The following is an 18,646-nucleotide window of genomic DNA, read 5'->3' on the forward strand; positions in this document are numbered from 1 at the left end:
ACATGGCGCCTGCGGGCCCGATTTCAAGCCGGCCGGGGCCGCGGGGCCTTGATCCGCGTCAAGGCCGGCCGGCTCACAGCCGCCAGTAGGCGTAACCCCAGGCGGTGCGAAACCCCAGGCGCTGGTAGAGCGCCAGGGCCGGCGCGTTGCCGGCGTCGACCTGCAGGAACACCCGCTCGATGCCGCGGCGCTGCGCCTCCTGCGCCATGGCGCGCACCACCCGGGCGGCCAGCCCGCGGCCGCGCTGGCGCGCCGCGGTGCGCATGCCATGCACGCCCAGCCAGCCGTGGCCGAAGCTCGCGGCGCCGCAGGCCAGGGTCTGGCCACCGTCGACCAGGCTGGCAAAGCGCGTGCCCTCGGCGCGCGAAAGCGCACGCGAGCGGCTCGCGCCGTCGACCGGGTCCAGGCCTTCGCCCAGGTACATGGCGAGCCAGGCGGCGTCGGGCCGCTCGGCGAGCCGCACGCTCGCCCCGTCGGGCGCCGGTTCGGGCACGTTCTGCAGCAGCGCGGCCACCGTGTGGGTCTGCGTGAGCGTGGGCTGGCGGCGGGTGTAGCCGCGCGCCGCCAGCGCGGCGTGGAACGCGGCGAAAGCCTCGGTGTCGGGCAGCCGCCAGGCCGGCGCAAAACCGCGCTCGCGGTAGCGCTGGGCGATGGGCTCGATCAGCGCGGGATCGGGCGCGGCGTGCGACAGCGGCACCGCGCACTGGGCGCGGCCCACGGTGCCGCCGTCCATGGGCAGCAGCCAGCCGGGCACGCTGTCGTCGACGTGTTCGGGCGCGACGGCCTGCAGGGTGGCGCGCTCGAGCGATTCGACGTCGGCGCGCATGGCGGCTTCAGGCGTTGGGCGCCTGGATGCCCCAGCGCGCGAGCGCGGCGTCGTCGCTCACGCGCGCGTCGACCCAGCGCGCGCCCTCGGGCGTCTGCTCTTTCTTCCAGAACGGCGCCTGGGTCTTGAGGTAGTCCATGAGGAACTCGCAGGCCTGGAAGCTCTGGCCGCGGTGGGCCGAGCTCACCACCACGAGCACGATCTGGTCGAGCGGCTGCAGCGGGCCCACACGGTGGATCACGCGCGCGCCCAGGATGTCGAAGCGCTCGAAGGCCTGGTCGATCATGGCCTCGATGGCCTTTTCGGTCATGCCCGGGTAGTGCTCGAGCTCCATCGCGCTCACCGACTGGCCGTCGTTGCGGTCGCGCACGGTGCCCAGGAAACTGCAGACCGCGCCCACCCCCTTGTCCTGCAGGCGCAGCAGGGCGACCTCGGTGCTGAGGTCGAAGTCGGCGGTCTGGATGCTGACGCGCGCGCTCATGTCAGCCGCCCGTGACCGGAGGGAAGAAGGCCACCTCGGCGCCCTCGGGCAGCGCGGCCGATTCGTCGGCCATGGTCTGGTTGAGCGACACGCGCACCGCGCGGCCGCGCGCCAGCGCCTCGGCGTGGGCGCCGCCGCGCGCGATGAGTTCGTCGCGCAGGGCCGCGAGCGTGGGCGCGGCGGTGCTGATGCGCTCGGCGCCGGTGCCGATGGCCTCGCGGATGGACGCGAAGTAACGCAGCTGGATGGTGTTCATGCGAGCAGGTCCGACAGGGCGATGAATGACACGGTGTCGCCAGGTGCGATGGTGGTGCCGGCGGGGTTGTCGACCAGGCCGTCGGCCCACACGGTGGAGGTGAGCACGCCCGAGCTCTGGTTGGGGAACAGGTCGAGCCCGCCCTGCGCATTGCGGCGCACGCGCAGGAACTCGCGGCGTTTGTCGGCGCGCGGCACGGCGAAGTCGGCGCGCAGGGCCATGGCCGGCGGCAGGCGCAGCGCCGCAGGGTCGCTCACGCCCTGCAGCTTGAGCAGGAAGGGCCGCACCAGCAGCAGGAAGGTGACGTAGCTCGACACCGGGTTGCCGGGCAGGCCGATGAAGTGGCAATCGCCGGGCGCGGCGCCGGGCACGCCCGGGTCGCGGCGCACATGGCCGTAGGCAAAGGGCTTGCCGGGCTTCATCGCGATCTGCCAGAGATCGAGCCCGCCGAGCTGCTGCACCGCGGGCTTGATGTGGTCTTCTTCGCCCACCGACACGCCGCCGCTCGTGAGGATGAGGTCGTGGTGGTCGGCCGCGGTCTTGAGCGCCGCCAGCGTGGCCTCGCGCCGGTCGGGCACGATGCCGAGGTCGCTCACCTCGCAGCCGAAGCGCTGCAGCAGCGCGCGCAGGAAGAAGCGGTTGGAGTTGTAGATGGCGCCGGGCTTCATGGCCTCGGGCGGCACCTCGCCGGGCATCACGAGTTCGTCGCCGGTGGAAAACAGCGCCACGCGCGGGCGGCGCGCCACGGGCAGTTGCGCCAGACCCAGGCTCGCGGCCAGGCCGAGCGCGGCCTCGTCGAGGCGCTGGCCGCGCGCGAGCACCACGGCGCCGCGCGTCACGTCTTCACCGGCGCGGCGCACCCATTGGCCGGGTGCGGGCACGGCGTCGATGTGCACCGCGTGCAGGTCGCCGCCGACCTCGCGCGTGTCTTCCTGCATCACCACGGCGTCGGCCCCCGCGGGCAGCGGCGCGCCGGTGAAGATGCGCGCGCAGGTGCCGGGCTTGAGCGGCTCGCCCGCGTGGCCGGCCGGGATGCGCTGGCTCACGGGCAGCACCGCGCCGGCGGCGGTGACGTCGGCCGTGCGCACGGCGTAGCCGTCCATGGACGCGTTGTCGTTCGGGGGCACCTGCAGCGCGCTCACCAGGTCTTGTGCGAGCACGCGCGCGGCAGCGTCGAAGGTGGGCACGGTCTCGGTGCCGGCGAGGGGCGTGGCGCGTTCGAGCAGGGCGGCCAGGGCCTGGTCCAGGGCCATCAGGGGAGCGCGGGCCGGGGCGTTCATGTCTCTGCGGGGGGCGTGTAGTGGAACCGGCTGGCATTGTCGACCAGCCACGCGGCCAGGTCATCGGGCGCGTTCAAATCCAGCACGGGGCGTGCGGGTGGTTCGGGCAGCGCGGCGGGGCTGTCGGTGGCGATGGCCAGCACCCGCGGCTGGCCCGGGTAGATCACGGGCTGGCCGCTCGCTTCGCGCCAGACCTCGACCTTGGGCAGGCTGCTGCGCTTGAAGCCCTCGACCAGCACCCAGTCGGGCGCGGCGCTCAGGCGCGCGATCAGCGCGTGCACGTCGTGCTCGGCGCCGGCTTCGAATTCGCGCATCACGACCAGACGGCGGGGCGAGGCGGCCAGGATCTCCACCGCGCCGGCCTCGCGGTGGCGCCAGGTGTCCTTGCCCGGGTGGTCGACGTCGAAATTGTGGTGGGCGTGCTTGATGACCGCCACGCGCAGGCCACGCAGGCGCAGCGCCGGGATCAGTTGCTCGACCAGCGTGGTCTTGCCCGAACCCGAGAAGCCTGCGAAGCCGACGACGTGCATGCGCGCGGAGCCGGGGCCTCAGCCGCAGTGGCCGGCGATGTAGGCCTTGACCTGCGCGGCGTCGGCGCGCATCACCTGCACGCGCTTGGGCAGGGCTTCGATGCCCGCGAAAGCGGCCGGGCGCTCGGGCTCGCGGCCCAGGGCCTCGACGATGGTCTCGGCGAACTTGATCGGCAGCGCCGTTTCGAGCACCACCATGGGCACGCCGGCGCTGCGGTGCTCGCGCGCGACCTTCACGCCGTCGGCGGTGTGGGTGTCGATCACCACGCCGAAACGCTGCGACACGTCGCGGATGGTGGCGAGGCGGTCGGCGTGCGTGCTCTTGCCGCTCAGGAAACCGTAGGTGCTGGCGGCGCCCACGAAGGCGGCGTCGGCGCTGAGGTCGAAGCGGCCGTCGCGCGACAGCGCGTCGTGAAACAGCGCCTTGCAGCGCGCGGCGTCGCGGCCCACGAGGTCGAACACGAAGCGCTCGAAGTTGCTCGCCTTGGAGATGTCCATGGACGGGCTGGAGGTTTCGTGCGTGTCGGCGCTACCGCGCACGCGGTAGACGCCGGTGCGGAAGAACTCGTCGAGCACGTCGTTCTCGTTCGTGGCCACCACGAGGCGGTCGATCGGCAGACCCATCTGGCGCGCGACGTGGCCCGCGCAGACGTTGCCGAAGTTGCCGCTGGGCACGGTGAACGAGACCTTCTCGCTGTCGTGCTGCGTGGCCTGGAAGTAGCCCGCGAAGTAGTAGACAACCTGCGCGAGTAGGCGCGCCCAGTTGATCGAGTTGACGGTGCCGATCTTGTGTTCGCGCTTGAAGGCCAGGTCGTTGCTCACGGCCTTGACGATGTCCTGGCAATCGTCGAACACGCCTTCGATGGCGATGTTGTGGATGTTGGGGTCCATCAGGCTGAACATCTGCGCCTGCTGGAACGGGCTCATGCGGCCGTGCGGGCTCAGCATGAACACGCGCACGCCGCGCTTGCCCTTCATGGCGTGCTCGGCGGCGCTGCCGGTGTCGCCGCTGGTGGCGCCCAGGATGTTGAGCTCGGCGCCACGGCGGCCCAGTTCGTACTCGAACAGGTTGCCCAGCAGCTGCATGGCCATGTCCTTGAAGGCCAGCGTGGGGCCATTGGACAGGGCTTCGAGGTAGAAGCCGTCTTCGAGCCGCTTGAGCGGCACGATGGCCGCGCTGCCGAACACCGCCTCGGTGTAGGTGCGCTCGCACAGCGCGCGCAGGTCGGCCGCGGGAATGTCGTCGATGTACAGCGAGAGGATCTCGAAGGCCAGCGCGGCATACCCGCCCGGCCGGCCATTGCCGTAGGCCGCGCGCAGGCGCTGCAGACCGGCCGCGTCCACCTGCGGGTAGTGCTCGGGCAGGTAGAGGCCGCCGTCGGGCGCCAGGCCTTCGAGCAGGATCTCGCAGAAGCGCTTGCGGTCGGCGTGGCCGCGGGTGGAGAGGTAGCGCATCAGTTGAGCTCTTCCTTGCGGATGCGCACGATGGGCGCGAGCACGCTGGGCAGGGCCTGCAGTTGTTCGAGCACCTCGTTCATGGTGCCTTCTCGCGTGTCGTGCGTGAGGATGATCAGGTCGGTGCTGGTCGCGCCCTCGCCGCCCACCTCGTCGGCCTCGCGCTGCAGCACGGCGTCGATGCTGATGCCGCGGCCCGCGAGCAGGCCCGTGACCTGGGCCAGCACGCCGGCCTGGTCGGCCACGCGCAGGCGCAGGTAGTAGCTCGTGACCACCTCGCTCATGGGCAGCACCGGCAGGTCGCTCATGGCGTCGGGCTGGAAGGCCAGGTGCGGCACGCGGTGGTGCGGGTCGGCGGTGTGCAGGCGCGTCACGTCGACGAGATCGGCGATCACGGCGCTGGCGGTGGGCTCGCTGCCCGCGCCCTTGCCGTAGTAGAGGGTGGTGCCCACGGCATCGCCCTGCACCACCACGGCGTTCATGGCGCCTTCCACGTTGGCGATCAGGCGCTTGGACGGCACCAGGCTCGGGTGCACGCGCAGCTCGATGCCCACGGCCGCGTCGCCGGCCGCATTCGGCCTGGGGCGGCGCTTGGCGATGCCCAGCAGCTTGATGCGGTAGCCGAGCTGTTCGGCGTAGCGGATGTCGATGGCCGAGAGCTTGGTGATGCCTTCGACGTGGGCCTTGTCGAACTGCACCGGGATGCCGAAGGCGATGGCGCTCATGATGGTCGCCTTGTGCGCGGCGTCCACGCCCTCGATGTCGAAGGTCGGGTCGGCCTCGGCATAGCCCAGGCGCTGGGCTTCCTTGAGCACCACGTCGAAGTCCAGCCCCTTGCCGCGCATTTCGGAGAGGATGAAGTTGGTGGTGCCGTTGATGATGCCGGCGATCCACTGGATGCGGTTGGCCGTGAGGCCTTCGCGCAGCGCCTTGATGATGGGGATGCCGCCGGCGACCGCGGCCTCGAAGGCCACCATGACGCCACGCTGCGAAGCGGCCGCGAAGATCTCGGTACCGTGCACCGCGAGCAGCGCCTTGTTGGCCGTGACCACGTGCTTGCCGGCCGCGATGGCCTCCATCACGAGCGCCTTGGCGATGCCGTAGCCGCCGATGAGCTCGATCACGATGTCGATCTCGGGGTTGGCGATGACCTCGCGCGCATCGCCCACCACGGTCACGCCCTCGCCCACGATGGCCCTGGCGCGCGCAACGTCGAGGTCGGCCACCATGGTGATCTGGATGCCGCGGCCCGCGCGGCGGCGGATCTCTTCCTGGTTGCGCCGAAGCACCTCGAAGGTGCCGCTGCCCACGGTGCCAATGCCCAGCAGGCCTACTTGAATGGGTTTCATGGTGAAGGAGAACAGAGAGCGGGGATCAGATCAGGTGCCGTGGCGTTTTCGCCAGTGCTCGAGAAACTTCGCGACGCGGCCGATGGCCTCGCGCAGGTCGTCCTCGTGCGGCAGGAACACGATGCGGAAGTGCTGGTTGTCGGGGTAGTTGAAGCCCGAGCCCTGCACCAGCATCACGCGCGTTTCCTGCAGCAGCTCGAGGAACATCTGCTGGTCGTCCTCGATGGGGTACATCTTGGGATCGAGGCGCGGGAACATGTAGAGCGCGGCCTGCGGCTTCACGCAGGTGACGCCCGGAATGGCGGTGATGAGCTCGTGCGCGAGGTCGCGCTGGCGGCGCAGGCGCCCACCTTCGCACACCAGGTCGTTGATGCTCTGGTAGCCGCCGAGCGCGGTCTGGATCGCCCACTGGCCCGGCACGTTGGCACACAGGCGCATGTTCGAGAGCATGTTCAGGCCCTCGATATAGTCCTTGGCGGGCTTCTTGTCGCCCGAGACCACGAGCCAGCCCGCGCGGTAGCCGCACGAGCGGTAGCTCTTGGACAGCGAGTTGAAGGTGAGCGTGAGCACGTCTTCGGACAGGCTGCCGATGGGCACGTGCTTCACGTCGTCGTAGAGCACCTTGTCGTAGACCTCGTCGGCGAAGATCACCAGGCCGTGCTCGCGCGCGATCGAAACGATCTGCAACAGCAGCTCTTTCGAGTACAGCGCGCCCGTGGGATTGTTCGGGTTGATGACCACGATGGCCTTGGTGGCCGGCGTGATATTGCGGCGGATGTCTTCGAGGTCGGGCATCCAGCCCTTGGCCTCGTCGCACAGGTAATGCACCGGCGTGCCGCCCGAGAGGCTCGCCGCGGCCGTCCACAGCGGGTAGTCGGGCGCGGGCAGCAGCACCTCGTCGCCATCGTCGAGCAGCGCATTGGTGGCCATCACGATCAGCTCGCTCGCGCCGTTGCCGAGGTAGATGTCGTCGAGCGTGACGCCCTTGATGCCCTGCAACTGGGTCTCGTGCATCACCGCCTTGCGCGCCGCGAAGATGCCCTTGCTGTCGGAGTAACCGGCCGAGTTCGGCAGGTTGCGGATCATGTCCTGCTGGATCTCCTCGGGCGCATCGAAGCCGAACACGGCCAGGTTGCCGATGTTGAGCTTGATGATCTTGTGGCCTTCCTCCTCCATCTGCCGCGCCGCGTCCATGATCGGGCCGCGGATGTCGTAGCAGACGTTGGCAAGCTTGGCGGATTTCTGGATGGTCTTCAAAGTCCCTCCACGGCGGTGGATGTGGCGGCCCGAGTGCGAAGGGGCGGGGCTAAGATGCGAGCCCCCGAGCCCGGAGCAAACCGGCAATTTGACCACAGTTCCCCGGCCCGACCGGCCTGCCCAACGCGCATGAAACTGCACGCCGACAACCCCCATCTGCTCGCCATCACCGCCCAGGGCGAGGGCTGGGTCTCGGTCAATGGCGAACGCCACACCGGCAGCCTGGTGCTGAGTGCATCGCGCGGCCTGCGCACCTGGCCCTGCCAGCGTTTCGAAGAGCTGGGCGCGGCGCACTTCGAGGAGCTGCTCGACACGCCCGACGCTCCGCCCGAGCTCGTGGTGTTCGGCAGCGGCCGGCGGCTGCGCTTCGTCGCCCCCGCGCTGCTGCGCGCGCTGATCGAGCGCGGCATCGGTGTGGAGACCATGGACACGGCGGCGGCCTGCCGCACGTACAACATCCTGGCGGGCGAGGGCCGCCGCGTCACGGCCGCCCTCCTCCTGGAGGGGTAGCGCCTGCCGGGCGGGGCGGTGCGTTAGGCGTTAAAATAGCCGGCTGTTGTCCGCAGCACGCCCTTGAGTGCCTACGCACTACACGGGGCGGCCCCGGCGCAGCCAACGCAAACCATCCACTCAATACCAGGGGTTCCCTCAGCATGGCCGTCGTTGTCAACAAACCTATCCCCGAGTTCGAATCGCTGGCGACTGGCGGCGTGAAGGTCAGCCACCAGAGCCACCTCGGGCAAACCCTGGTGCTGTACTTCTACCCCAAGGACAACACGCCCGGCTGCACCACCGAGGCCATGCAGTTCCGCGACAAGTACAAGGACTTCGTGAAGGCCGGCGCCCAGGTGTTCGGCGTGTCGCGCGACAACATGAAGTCGCACGACGACTTCAAGGCCAAGCTCGAGCTGCCCTTCGAGCTGATCGCCGACACCGAAGAAAAGATGTGCCACATGTTCGGCGTGGTCAAGAACAAGATCATGTACGGCAAGAAGGTCAAGGGCATCGAGCGCAGCACCTTCCTGATCGGCCCCGACGGCGTGCTCAAGCAGGAATGGCGTGGCCTGAAGGTGCCGGGCCACGTCGAGGAAGTGCTCAAGGCCGTCAAGGCCCTGAAGAAAGCCGCCTGAGCCCGGACCGCGCGCGGGTTTGCTGCATCGCAGCGACACCCGCCGCCCCCGCTGGTGGCGCCACGGGGAATGTGCATAATGGGTCGCATGTCTTCGGGCATCCACCCCGTTTCTCCCCGTTCCCCCCTGCTCCGCCGCCCGCAAAGCCGCCTGGTCCGCCTGGCGGCTTTTTGTTTTTTCGAGCCCGCGCGCTGAACGCCACCCGACCCCATGCCCCTGCCCCCCGCCCCCACCAAACGCGCCGCCCTCCTCGCTCCCGACGCCTACTCGCTCAAAGCCTCCGACGCATCGCTCGACGACTTCACCGAACGCGGCGCCGGCACGGCAACGCCGCCCGCTGCCGACGAGCCCGCCGCCCCGGCCCGCCGGCCGGCCACGCAAGCCAAGGGCCGCAAGCGCAACCCACCGGCCGCGGCCCCCGCCGAGCCCACCCCGGTGACCGAGGACCGCGCCAAGGCGCCGCCCGCCGCGGTCACGCCGGCGGTCGCGCCGGCGCCGGCCCCGCGCCGGCGCCCCAGCAGCAAGCGCACGGCCGGCGGCCCGCCGCGCCTGTTCGTGCTCGACACCAACGTGCTGCTGCACGACCCGATGAGCCTGTTCCGCTTCGAGGAGCACGACATCTTCCTGCCGATGATCGTGCTCGAGGAGCTCGACGGCCACAAGAAGGGCATGACCGAGGTGGCCCGCAACGGCCGCCAGACCAGCCGCAACCTCGACGCGCTGGCCGCGCAGGCCGGCGGCGACATGGCCAAGGGCCTCAAGCTCGCGGCCACGGGGCATCAGTCGGCACGCGGTCTGCTGTTCTTCCAGACCGAGCCGCTCGCCGACGAACTGCCCGCGAGCCTGCCGCAGGGCAAGGCCGACAACCAGATCCTGGGCGTGGTGGCGGGGCTGCGCCAGCGCCACCCCGAGCGCGAAGTCATCCTGGTGTCCAAGGACATCAACATGCGCGTGAAGGCGCGCGCGCTGGGCCTGCCCGCCGAAGACTACGAAAACGACAAGACGCTGGACGACGGTGAACTGCTGTACGCGGGCTCGCTCGCGCTGCCGCAGGATTTCTGGACGCGCCAGAGCAAGACCATCGAGAGCTGGCAGAGCGGCAGCCACACCTACTACCGCGTGAGCGGGCCGGCCGTGGGGCAGTTCTACATCAACCAGTTCGTCTACTTCGAGGCGCCCGGCGAGCCTTCGCTGTACGCGCGCGTGACCGAGATCCGCGACAAGACCGCGGTGCTCAAGACGCTCAAGGACTACACCCACCTCAAGAACGCGGTGTGGGGCGTGACCAGCCGCAACCGCGAACAGAACTTCGCGCTCAACCTGCTGATGGATCCCGAGATCGACTTCGTCACCCTGGCCGGCACGGCCGGCACCGGCAAGACGCTGATGGCGCTGGCCGCGGGCCTCACGCAGGTGCTCGACGACCGCCGCTACACCGAGATCATCATGACCCGCGCCACCGTGAGCGTGGGCGAGGACATCGGCTTCCTGCCCGGCACGGAAGAAGAAAAGATGGGCCCGTGGATGGGGGCGCTCGACGACAACCTCGAGTTCCTGGCCAAGGGCGACGGCGGCAACGCGGGTGAGTGGGGCCGTGCGGCCACCAACGAGCTAATCCGCAGCCGCATCAAGGTCAAGAGCATGAACTTCATGCGCGGCCGCACCTTCATGAACAAGTACGTGATCATCGACGAGGCGCAGAACCTCACGCCCAAGCAGATGAAGACGCTGATCACGCGCGCGGGCCCGGGCACCAAGATCATCTGCATGGGCAACCTCGCGCAGATCGACACGCCCTACCTCACCGAAGGCTCCTCGGGCCTGACCTACGCGGTCGACCGCTTCAAGGGCTGGCCGCACGGCGGCCACATCACGCTGGCGCGCGGCGAACGCTCGCGCCTGGCCGACTTCGCGAGCGAGGTGCTGTAACGCCGCTGGCAGCGGCGGCGCGTGGGGGCCTGCGATCCGCCGCCGGGCCGCCCCAAGGCGGATCAGCCCCCTCGGGGGGCAGCGACCCGCGCAGCGGCGGAGCGTGGGGGCTCGTCAGTAATCCCCGCCGCCCACCAGCGTCTCGAAGCGGGTCAGCATGTTCAGGAAGGCCAGCTTCACGGTCCCCGTGGGGCCGTTGCGCTGCTTGCCGATGATGATCTCGGCCACGCCGGGCTCCTTGCAGGCCTCGCGCGTGTAGTACTCGTCGCGGTAGATGAACATGATGATGTCCGCGTCCTGCTCGATGGCGCCCGACTCGCGCAGGTCGCTCATCATGGGTCGCTTGTCGGTGCGCTGTTCCACCGAGCGGTTGAGCTGCGACAGCGCGATCACCGGGCACTGCAGTTCCTTGGCCAGCATCTTCAGACCGCGCGAGATCTCGCCGAGCTCGGTGGCCCGGTTGTCGGAGCCGTCGCTGCTCGATCCGCTCATGAGCTGCAGGTAGTCGACCACGATCAGGCCGAGCTTGCCGCACTGGCGCGCCAGGCGACGCGCGTTCGCGCGCAGTTCGCTGGGCGTGAGGCCGGGCGTCTCGTCGATGTGCAGCGAGACCGTGCGCAGCTTCTCGATCGCCTCGGTCAGGCGCGGCCACTCTTCGTCGGTGAGCTTGCCGGTGCGCAGGTGGCCCTGGTTGATGCGGCCGATCGAGCCCACCACGCGCACCGCGAGCTGGGCCGCGCCCATTTCCATCGAGAACACCGCCACCGGCAGGCCCTCGTTGAGCGCCACGTGCTCGGCGATGTTGATCGCGAAGGCGGTCTTGCCCATGGACGGTCGTGCGGCCAGCACGACGAGGTCACCGGCCTGCAGGCCCGAGGTCATGCGGTCGAGATCGATGAAGCCCGTGGGCACGCCGGTCACGTCCTGCGGGTTGTCGGCCATCTCCTGCACGCGGTCGAGCAGGTCGACGACCAACTTGTCCATCGACTGGAAGCCCTCCTTCATGCGCGAGCCTTCTTCGCCGATCTTGAAGATCTTCTGCTCGGCTTCGTCGAGGATCTTGGCGATCGGGCGGCCCTGGGGATTGAAGGCCGCGGTGGCGATCTCGTCGCTCGCGGCCACGAGCTTGCGCAGCACCGCGCGCTCGCGAACGATCTCGGCGTAACGGCGGATGTTGGCCGCGCTGGGCACGTACTGCGCGAGCGAGTTGAGGTAGGCCAGGCCGCCGATCTCTTCGGCCTTGCCCTGGTTCTGCAGGTGCTCGAACACCGTCACCACGTCGGCGGGCTTGCTGGCGTTGACCAGGGTCGCGATCGACGAGTAGATCAGGCGGTGCTCATAGCGGTAGAAGTCGGAGTCGTTGACGAGGTCGGCCACGCGGTCCCAGGCGCCGTTGTCGAGCAACAGGCCGCCGAGCACGCTGGACTCGGCTTCGATCGAATGCGGCGGCACGCGCAACTGGGCGATCTGGCGGTCGCCGCCCTCGTCGAAACCGGTGCCGAGGTCGGGGAAGGGGCTGGAAAAGGCGGAAGACATGCGGCGTCGGAGCGGCTTCAGAGGGGCGTCGGCAAAAGGGGCATGGTACGCCCCAGGGTGTCCCGCGTCATGGGACAAGTCTGTGGATATCCGGTGGGCGCGCGGTGGGCATCGCGGGACAAGCCGACGGCGCAAAAAGAAAAGCCGCTGCCCGGAGACAGCGGCTTTCGGCAGGCCGGCGGGCCCGCGGGGATCAGGCGGTTTCGCCGAGCACCGTGACGGCCACGTCGACCGTGACGTCGGTGTGCAGGTGCACCTGAACCGTGTAGTCACCCACGTTCTTGAGCAGGCCGTTGGGCATGCGCACCTGGGCCTTGGCGACGCTGAAGCCCTGCTTCTGCAGTTCTTCGGCCACGTCGTTGTTGGTGACGGAGCCGAAGAGGCGGCCGTCCACACCGGCCTTCTGCGTGAGCTTGACGTTCACGGCGGCCAGCTTTTCACCCAGGGCCTGGGCCTCGGCCAGCTTGGCAGCGGCGGCCTTTTCGAGGTCGGCGCGGCGGGCTTCGAATTCGGCCACGGCGGTCTGGGTCGCGCGGCGCGCACGGCCCGAGGGGATCAGGAAGTTGCGGGCGTAGCCGTCTTTGACCTTGACCACGTCGCCCAGGGCGCCGAGGTTGACCACTTTGTCGAGAAGAATCACTTGCATGTCGGGCTCCTCAATCAGACGCGGTGCTGGTCGCTGTACGGCAGCATGGCCAGGAAGCGCGCGCGCTTGATGGCGGTGGTCACCTGGCGCTGGTAGATCGCGCGGGTGCCGGTCAGGCGGGCCGGGATGATCTTGCCGTTTTCGGCGATGAAGTCGCGCAGGACGTCCACGTCCTTGTAGTCGACTTCTTCAACCTTGGCGACGGTGAAGCGGCAGAAGCGCTTGCGCTTGAACAGCAGCGATTGCGTGTTGCGCTTGGGACGCTTGTCTTTGTTGAAACGCTTGGGTGCAGCCATGATGGGCCTTTCCTATGTCTTGCTGAATGCTTGGATGTGGAACACCACCCCTTTGCCGGTGCGTGCGTTCGCGAGAAAGCCGTCGAAGTGTGCAGCGTCGTTCAGGGCCTGCTTCTGCAGGGCTTCGGCGAGGGCGCCGAAGGCAACGGCCCTGAGCTGGACCTTGACGGTTCGGGGGGTGTCCAGTTCGGTCTGCTGCGACTCGTGCTCGAGCACGAGGTTGAGCGCCGGGATGCCGGCCGGGGTGTAGCGCAGGCTCTGCACCTGCACCACGACGGCCTGCAACTGGAGACGGTTCACCCGATTTCCGCGAGCCTCACGCCATGGGCGTCAGGCGGCCTGCTCCTGCGACTGTTGCTGGGCCTTGCGGGCCTCTTCGCGCTCGACCGTCTTCATCATGGCCGAAGGACCGGTTTCGGCCTTCTTGCGCTGGACGGTGAGGTGGCGCAGCACGGCGTCGTTGAACTTGAAGGCGTGCTCCAGTTCGTCCATCACGGCCTGGCCGGCTTCGATGTTGACGCACAGGTAGTGGGCCTTGGACAGCTTGTTGATCTGGTAAGCCAGCTGACGGCGGCCCCAGTCTTCAACGCGGTGGATCTTGCCGCCGCCGGCGGTGATCATGCCCTTGTAGCGCTCCAGCATGGCCGGAACCTGTTCGCTCTGATCCGGGTGGATCAGCAAGACGATTTCGTAATGACGCATGGACTCTCCTTGTGGATGGAAGCCACCCGCGCGTCTGATGCGGTGTGGCAAGGCGGAAAACCCAGCATTATAGCCACACGGCCCCGGCAGACCGCCCTGCCCCGCCGTCCGGCGCTTCAGCGCAGGTCGAGAGCGCGCGCCAGCGGGGCGAACTTGTCCTTGCCCACGGCGTCGAGGATCTTGGGCGCGAGCTGCAGCAACTGCTCGTAGTTGCCCGCGGCCTCCACCGCCAGGTTGAGGCGAAAGCCCCGCAGGCCCAGTTCGGCCGTGAGGCGGGTGGCGATCGGGTAGGCGTCCTGGTAGCGCTGTTGCGGGCTGCGGCCGTCCGCAGGCGCTTCGGCGGCCTCGGGGGTGGCAGCGGGCGCGGCTGCCGGCTCCCCGACAGGGGCGATGAGTTCGAGCGCCAGCAGGCGGTCGACGTCGTCGCGGCTGCTGCCAATGGCCACGGAGGCCGCGACCACCTCGTCGAGCGTGCGCTTGCCGTCGATCAGGATCAGGACCGAGCGCTGCCGCGGCGTCAGGGGCACGGAGCGGTCCTTCATCACACGCAGCCCGGCTTCGGTTTTCGCAATCAGCATGTCTGGGTCGTTTCAAATGGCGAGGGCACCGGGCGAACCGGCCGAGGGCCCGAGCTTTACTTGGACTTAAGGCATTTTGAATTGGGGTTTGTCCACGAGGAGGCGGAAAAAAACCCGCTCGGGGCGGGTTTCGGGCAAAAGCGCACACCCGGCGGCGCCGGGTGTGCCGGGCCTCAGTCGTGGGCGTAGATGTCCACGTCCTTGGTCTCGCGAACAAACAGCAGGCCGATCACGAAGGTGCCTGCGGCCACGACCACCGGGTACCAGAGGCCGTAGAAGATGTCGCCCGTGGCCGCCACCATGGCAAACGCCGTGGTGGGCAGCAGGCCGCCGAACCAGCCGTTGCCGATGTGGTACGGCAGGCTCATCGAGGTGTAGCGGATGCGGGTCGGGAACAGCTCGACGAGCATGGCCGCGATCGGGCCGTACACCATGGTCACGAGCAGCACCAGGAACACCAGGATGGCCAGCACCATGCCCTTGTTCATCTTCTCGGGGTCCGCCGCCACGGTGAGGTTGGCCGCCTTGGCGGTGTCGGTGAGCTGCTTGCGGAACTCGGCGATGGCCTTGGCGCTGTCGGCCGAGAACGCGTCGCGCTTGTCGTTGAGCACACCCACCGGCGCGGTCAGCACCTTGTCGCCCAGCGTGATGGTGGCCGGCGCGCCCGGCTGGCCCTGCACGCTCTGGTACGGGATGTAGGCCTGGGTGAGCGCGCGCTTGGCGATGTCGCAGGTGGTGCGGAAGTCGATGTCGCGCGCGATCGGGCTGCCCTGGAACGAGCACTCCTTGAGGTCGGCCGTGACCGTGACCTTGGTGGCCTGCTGCGCCGCCACCAGCGCCGGGTTGGCGTAGTTGAGCAGCTTGGGGAAGACCGTGAAGTAGGTCAGCGCGGCGATCAGGCAGCCGCCGAGGATGATGGGCTTGCGGCCGATCTTGTCGGACAGGATGCCGAACACGATGAAGAACGGCGTGCCGATGATCAGCGAGGTCGCGATCAGCAGGTTGGCCGTGGTCGCGTCGACCTTGGCGATGGTGGTGAGGAAGAACAGCGCGTAGAACTGGCCCGTGTACCAGACCACCGCCTGGCCCGCCGTGAGGCCCAGCAGCGCGAGGATCACGATCTTGAGGTTCTTCCACTGGCCGAAGGATTCGGTCAGCGGCGCCTTGGAGGTCTTGCCCTCGGCCTTCATCTTCTGGAACGCCGGGCTCTCGTTGAGGCTCAGGCGGATCCACACCGAGATGCCCAGCAGCAGGATGGACAGCAGGAACGGCAGGCGCCAGCCCCACTCGGCGAAGTCCTTGTCGCCCATGGCGGTGCGCACGCCCAGGATCACGAGCAGCGACAGGAACAGGCCCAGCGTGGCGGTGGTCTGGATCCACGAGGTGTAGAAGCCCCGCCGGCCGTGTGGCGCGTGTTCGGCCACGTAGGTGGCCGCGCCGCCGTACTCACCCCCGAGCGCCAGGCCTTGCAGCATGCGCAGGATGATGAGGATGATGGGCGCGGCCATGCCGATCGAGGCATACGACGGCAGCAGGCCCACGATGAAGGTGGACGCGCCCATCAGCAGGATGGTCACCAGGAAGGTGTACTTGCGCCCGATCATGTCGCCCAGGCGGCCGAACACGATGGCGCCGAAAGGCCGCACCAGGAAGCCGGCCGCAAAGGCCAGCAGCGCGAAGATGTAAGCGGACGTGGGATCGAGACCCGAGAAGAACTGACGCGCGATGATGGCCGCGAGCGAGCCGTAGAGATAGAAGTCGTACCACTCGAAAACGGTACCGAGGGACGAAGCAAAAATGACCTTGCGTTCCTCCCTTGTCATCGGTGCATTCGAAGCACTGGCTGTGGTGGTTGCCATGATGTCGATGTCTCCTTGGTTGGTGGCGCCGCTCGGGGCGGCCGGCGCAGTCTTGGTACACCGTCTGACACGAAACTGACGATTTCCCGTCAACGGTCGTCGGGGCGCCGTAAGGCGGCCAAACTCAGTGCAAACCCCTACGCCTGGCCCTCAGGCCCGCGCCCCATTGCGGCGCCGCAGCAGACTCACCAGGGCGATGACCGCAAACCCCATCGGCACGCCGAACACCCCGGCCGACACCGGCTGAATGCCCCACCACAGGTCCTGGCCGGGCGCCAGGCCCAGCACCGCACGCACGGCCGGCGCGTTGAGCATCATGTAGCTCACGGTCACGCCCAGGCCCGCGAGCATGCCGGCCACCGCGGCCGCGCCCGTGGTGCGCGACCAGAAGATGCCCATGACCATGGCCGGCACCAGCGCCGAGGCCGCGAGCGAGAACGACGAGGCCACGAGCGGCAGGATCTCGGCGGGCTTGAGCGAGGCCACGAAGGCCGCGAGCGAGGCCACGCTGAGCAGCGCGAACTTGGACAGGATCACGCGCCGCTCGGGCGGCACGTCCTGTGCGAACTCGCGGCAGTAGGTGTCGCGCACCAGCGAGTTGCTGATGGTCAGCAGCAGGCCGTCGGCGGTGGACAGCGCGGCCGCAAGCCCGCCTGCGGCCACCAGGCCCGACACCACATAGGGCATGCCGCCGAGCTCGGGTGTGGCCAGCATGATCACGTCGGCGCCGAGCCGGATCTCGCCGAACTGCAGGATGCCGTCGCCGTTGATGTCGGTCACCGAGAGCAGCGAGTCGTCGAAGTTGGACCACTGCGCGAGCCAGGCCGGCAGCGCGTCGAAGCTGCGCCCCACCACGTTGCTCATCACCTCGTACTTCACGAGCGTGGCCAGCGCGGGCGCGCTCAGGTAGAGCAAGGCGATGAAGAACAGCGACCAGCCCACCGACGACCGCGCCGCCGCCACCGACGGCGTGGTGTAGTAACGCGTGAGCAGGTGCGGCAGCCCCGCCGTGCCCACCATGAGGCAGAACATGAGCGCGAGGAAGTTGGCGCGCGAGGTGTCGAAGGCCTGGCGCTCGGCGGGCGTGCCCTCGGGGTCGCCCGCGAAGGCCTGGGTGTGCGGCAACAGGCCGCCCAGCGGGCGCGCGCGGTCCTGGCTGTCCTTCATGGCGCGCGTCCACTGCTCGCGCGCGCTGGCCGCGTCTTTGGGCAGGGCCGCGAGTTCCCGGCGCGCGGCCACCACCACCTCGATGTCGGCGTTCTGCTCGGTGAGCACGCGCACGCGCTCCTGGGCCGCGATGCGCTGCTGCTTGAGCGAGCCTTCCACGTCCTTGAGCCACTGCTCGTACTGGCGTGCCCGCGCCTGGAACGCGAGCTGCACCTCTTTTTCCTTGGGCGACTCCATGAGCTGGTGCTCGAGCGCCGCGATCTTGGGCAGCTGCGCGCCGTGCGCGAGCGGCGCAAGCGGATTGCCGAGCTGCTGGTAGGCCAGCCAGGACACCGGCACCAGAAAGGCCAGCAGCAAGATGACGTACTGCGCCACCTGGGTCCAGGTGATGGCGCGCATGCCACCGAGGAACGAACACAGCACCACGCCACCCAGACCGAGCATGATGCCGATGTCGAAGTGCACGCCCGTCAGGCGCGAGGCCACCAGGCCCACACCGTAAATCTGCGCCACCACGTAGGTGAACGAACACAGCACCGCCGACAGCGCCGCGAGCCGGCGCGGCCAGCGCCCGCCGAAGCGGTGCACGAAGTAATCGGGCACGGTGTACAGGTTGAGCTTGCGCAGGTGCGGCGCGATGAGCAGGCCCACGAGGCAGAAGCCGCCGGTCCAGCCGAGCACGAAGGCCAGGCCGCCGGCCTGCATGTCGGAGCCGCCGAAGCCCTGCAGGTAGAGCCCGCCGGCCAGGCTGATGAACGAGGCGGCGCTCATCCAGTCGGCGGCCGCGGCCATGCCGTTGTAGACCGGCGGGATGCGCCGGCCCGCGACGTAGTACTCCTCGGGGTCGGCGGTGCGGCCGTACACGCCGATGGCCCCGTACATCATGACGGTGGAGAACAGCAGGATGGGGCCGAGCCAGCGTTTGGACACGCCGTTGTGCTCGGCCCAGAGCATGACCAGCAGGAATGCGATCAGCGAAAGAACGTAGAGCGCCAGGATGCGGTGCAGGCGGCGCTTGTAGGCGGCGTAGGCGGGTCCTTCAAGCACCGGCGTCCCCGCGCGGCCCGTGCTCGTCGCGGCCCTCTTCGGCCTCGATGCGGTTCATGGCCCAGGCGTACACCGCCACGATGGCGATGAAGGCCAGCACCGCGCCCTGCGAGGCCAGCCAGAAGTGGAAGGGCCAGCCGAACACGGTGAAGCTCAGATCGCGCGCGAAGAAGCACGCGACGAAGGACACCAGCACCATCATCACCAGCAGCACGGCCTTGAGCACCAGCGCGCGCCGGTCGTGCTTCTCTTTGGCGAGGGGTTCGGAAGGCATCCCGGAATCATCGCATCCGTGCCGTGGCCGCGGGCTAGGGTTTGCTCG

The 18,646-nt window shown here is 68.9% G+C and carries 20 protein-coding genes; 3 read left to right on the forward strand and 17 right to left on the reverse strand.

The window, feature by feature from the left end:
* Positions 1 to 73 precede the first annotated feature (73 nt).
* The 8 genes from G9Q37_RS09320 to G9Q37_RS09355 are packed head-to-tail and all read right to left on the reverse strand — an operon-like array spanning position 74 to position 7,434.
* Positions 74 to 826, reverse strand: a complete 753-nt coding sequence (locus tag G9Q37_RS09320; RefSeq protein ID WP_166226930.1) for a GNAT family N-acetyltransferase — start codon at positions 824 to 826, stop codon at positions 74 to 76.
* Positions 827 to 833: 7 nt separating this feature from the next.
* A complete protein-coding gene (locus G9Q37_RS09325) occupies positions 834 to 1,307 on the reverse strand; it encodes a molybdenum cofactor biosynthesis protein MoaE (RefSeq protein WP_166226931.1) in 474 nt (157 codons plus the stop codon).
* A gap of 1 nt (position 1,308) precedes the next feature.
* Positions 1,309 to 1,563, reverse strand: coding sequence for a molybdopterin converting factor subunit 1 (moaD, locus tag G9Q37_RS09330; RefSeq protein ID WP_166226932.1), 255 nt, complete (start codon positions 1,561 to 1,563; stop codon positions 1,309 to 1,311).
* Complete coding sequence (locus tag G9Q37_RS09335) at positions 1,560 to 2,843, reverse strand: molybdopterin molybdotransferase MoeA (RefSeq protein ID WP_166226933.1); 1,284 nt, start codon at positions 2,841 to 2,843, stop codon at positions 1,560 to 1,562. The genes moaD and G9Q37_RS09335 overlap by 4 nt, the downstream gene beginning before the upstream one ends.
* Entirely contained in the window at positions 2,840 to 3,373 is a 534-nt protein-coding gene (gene mobB / locus G9Q37_RS09340) for a molybdopterin-guanine dinucleotide biosynthesis protein B (protein ID WP_166226934.1), read from the reverse strand. The genes G9Q37_RS09335 and mobB overlap by 4 nt, the downstream gene beginning before the upstream one ends.
* Positions 3,374 to 3,391: 18 nt before the next feature.
* Entirely contained in the window at positions 3,392 to 4,828 is a 1,437-nt protein-coding gene (gene thrC / locus G9Q37_RS09345; RefSeq protein WP_166226935.1) for a threonine synthase, read from the reverse strand.
* Positions 4,828 to 6,177 carry a homoserine dehydrogenase gene (locus G9Q37_RS09350; protein WP_166226936.1) on the reverse strand — a complete coding sequence of 450 codons (1,350 nt, stop codon included), beginning with the start codon at positions 6,175 to 6,177 and terminating at the stop codon, positions 4,828 to 4,830. Before G9Q37_RS09350 ends, thrC begins: the two co-directional genes overlap by 1 nt.
* Before the next feature lie 30 nt (positions 6,178 to 6,207).
* A complete protein-coding gene (locus G9Q37_RS09355; protein ID WP_166226937.1) occupies positions 6,208 to 7,434 on the reverse strand; it encodes a pyridoxal phosphate-dependent aminotransferase in 1,227 nt (408 codons plus the stop codon).
* A gap of 129 nt (positions 7,435 to 7,563) precedes the next feature.
* On the opposite strand from G9Q37_RS09355, the gene G9Q37_RS09360 reads away from it, so the two are divergent.
* From G9Q37_RS09360 to G9Q37_RS09370, 3 genes are all read left to right on the forward strand, one after another.
* Entirely contained in the window at positions 7,564 to 7,944 is a 381-nt protein-coding gene (locus G9Q37_RS09360; RefSeq protein ID WP_166226938.1) for an Mth938-like domain-containing protein, read from the forward strand.
* 143 nt (positions 7,945 to 8,087) lie between these two features.
* A complete protein-coding gene (locus tag G9Q37_RS09365; protein WP_166226939.1) occupies positions 8,088 to 8,564 on the forward strand; it encodes a peroxiredoxin in 477 nt (158 codons plus the stop codon).
* Between the two features lie 210 nt (positions 8,565 to 8,774).
* Complete coding sequence (locus G9Q37_RS09370; RefSeq protein WP_166226940.1) at positions 8,775 to 10,493, forward strand: PhoH family protein; 1,719 nt, start codon at positions 8,775 to 8,777, stop codon at positions 10,491 to 10,493.
* Between the two features lie 114 nt (positions 10,494 to 10,607).
* On the opposite strand, the gene dnaB is transcribed toward G9Q37_RS09370, so the two are convergent.
* The 9 genes from dnaB to G9Q37_RS09415 form a co-directional block, all read right to left on the reverse strand.
* Positions 10,608 to 12,029: a replicative DNA helicase gene (gene dnaB / locus G9Q37_RS09375; protein WP_166226941.1), complete on the reverse strand. Its 1,422-nt coding sequence runs from the start codon at positions 12,027 to 12,029 to the stop codon at positions 10,608 to 10,610.
* A 193-nt stretch (positions 12,030 to 12,222) separates the two neighbouring features.
* The gene (gene rplI, locus G9Q37_RS09380; protein WP_166226942.1) at positions 12,223 to 12,675 is read right to left on the reverse strand and encodes a 50S ribosomal protein L9; all 453 of its coding nucleotides are present in this window, start codon (positions 12,673 to 12,675) and stop codon (positions 12,223 to 12,225) included.
* 14 nt (positions 12,676 to 12,689) lie between these two features.
* A complete protein-coding gene (rpsR, locus tag G9Q37_RS09385) occupies positions 12,690 to 12,971 on the reverse strand; it encodes a 30S ribosomal protein S18 (RefSeq protein WP_166226943.1) in 282 nt (93 codons plus the stop codon).
* Positions 12,972 to 12,983: 12 nt separating this feature from the next.
* A complete protein-coding gene (priB, locus tag G9Q37_RS09390; RefSeq protein ID WP_166226944.1) occupies positions 12,984 to 13,271 on the reverse strand; it encodes a primosomal replication protein N in 288 nt (95 codons plus the stop codon).
* Positions 13,272 to 13,301: 30 nt separating this feature from the next.
* Complete coding sequence (gene rpsF, locus G9Q37_RS09395; RefSeq protein WP_166226945.1) at positions 13,302 to 13,673, reverse strand: 30S ribosomal protein S6; 372 nt, start codon at positions 13,671 to 13,673, stop codon at positions 13,302 to 13,304.
* Positions 13,674 to 13,789: 116 nt separating this feature from the next.
* Positions 13,790 to 14,251, reverse strand: coding sequence for a hypothetical protein (locus tag G9Q37_RS09400; RefSeq protein ID WP_166226946.1), 462 nt, complete (start codon positions 14,249 to 14,251; stop codon positions 13,790 to 13,792).
* 173 nt (positions 14,252 to 14,424) lie between these two features.
* Complete coding sequence (locus G9Q37_RS09405; RefSeq protein ID WP_166226947.1) at positions 14,425 to 16,110, reverse strand: MFS transporter; 1,686 nt, start codon at positions 16,108 to 16,110, stop codon at positions 14,425 to 14,427.
* A gap of 150 nt (positions 16,111 to 16,260) precedes the next feature.
* Complete coding sequence (locus G9Q37_RS09410; RefSeq protein WP_240936583.1) at positions 16,261 to 18,324, reverse strand: VC_2705 family sodium/solute symporter; 2,064 nt, start codon at positions 18,322 to 18,324, stop codon at positions 16,261 to 16,263.
* Positions 18,317 to 18,598 carry a DUF4212 domain-containing protein gene (locus tag G9Q37_RS09415; RefSeq protein WP_166226948.1) on the reverse strand — a complete coding sequence of 94 codons (282 nt, stop codon included), beginning with the start codon at positions 18,596 to 18,598 and terminating at the stop codon, positions 18,317 to 18,319. Before G9Q37_RS09415 ends, G9Q37_RS09410 begins: the two co-directional genes overlap by 8 nt.
* Positions 18,599 to 18,646 lie beyond the last annotated feature (48 nt).

It is taken from the genome of Hydrogenophaga crocea, from assembly GCF_011388215.1.
In the GTDB taxonomy this organism is placed as follows: domain Bacteria; phylum Pseudomonadota; class Gammaproteobacteria; order Burkholderiales; family Burkholderiaceae_C; genus Hydrogenophaga; species Hydrogenophaga crocea.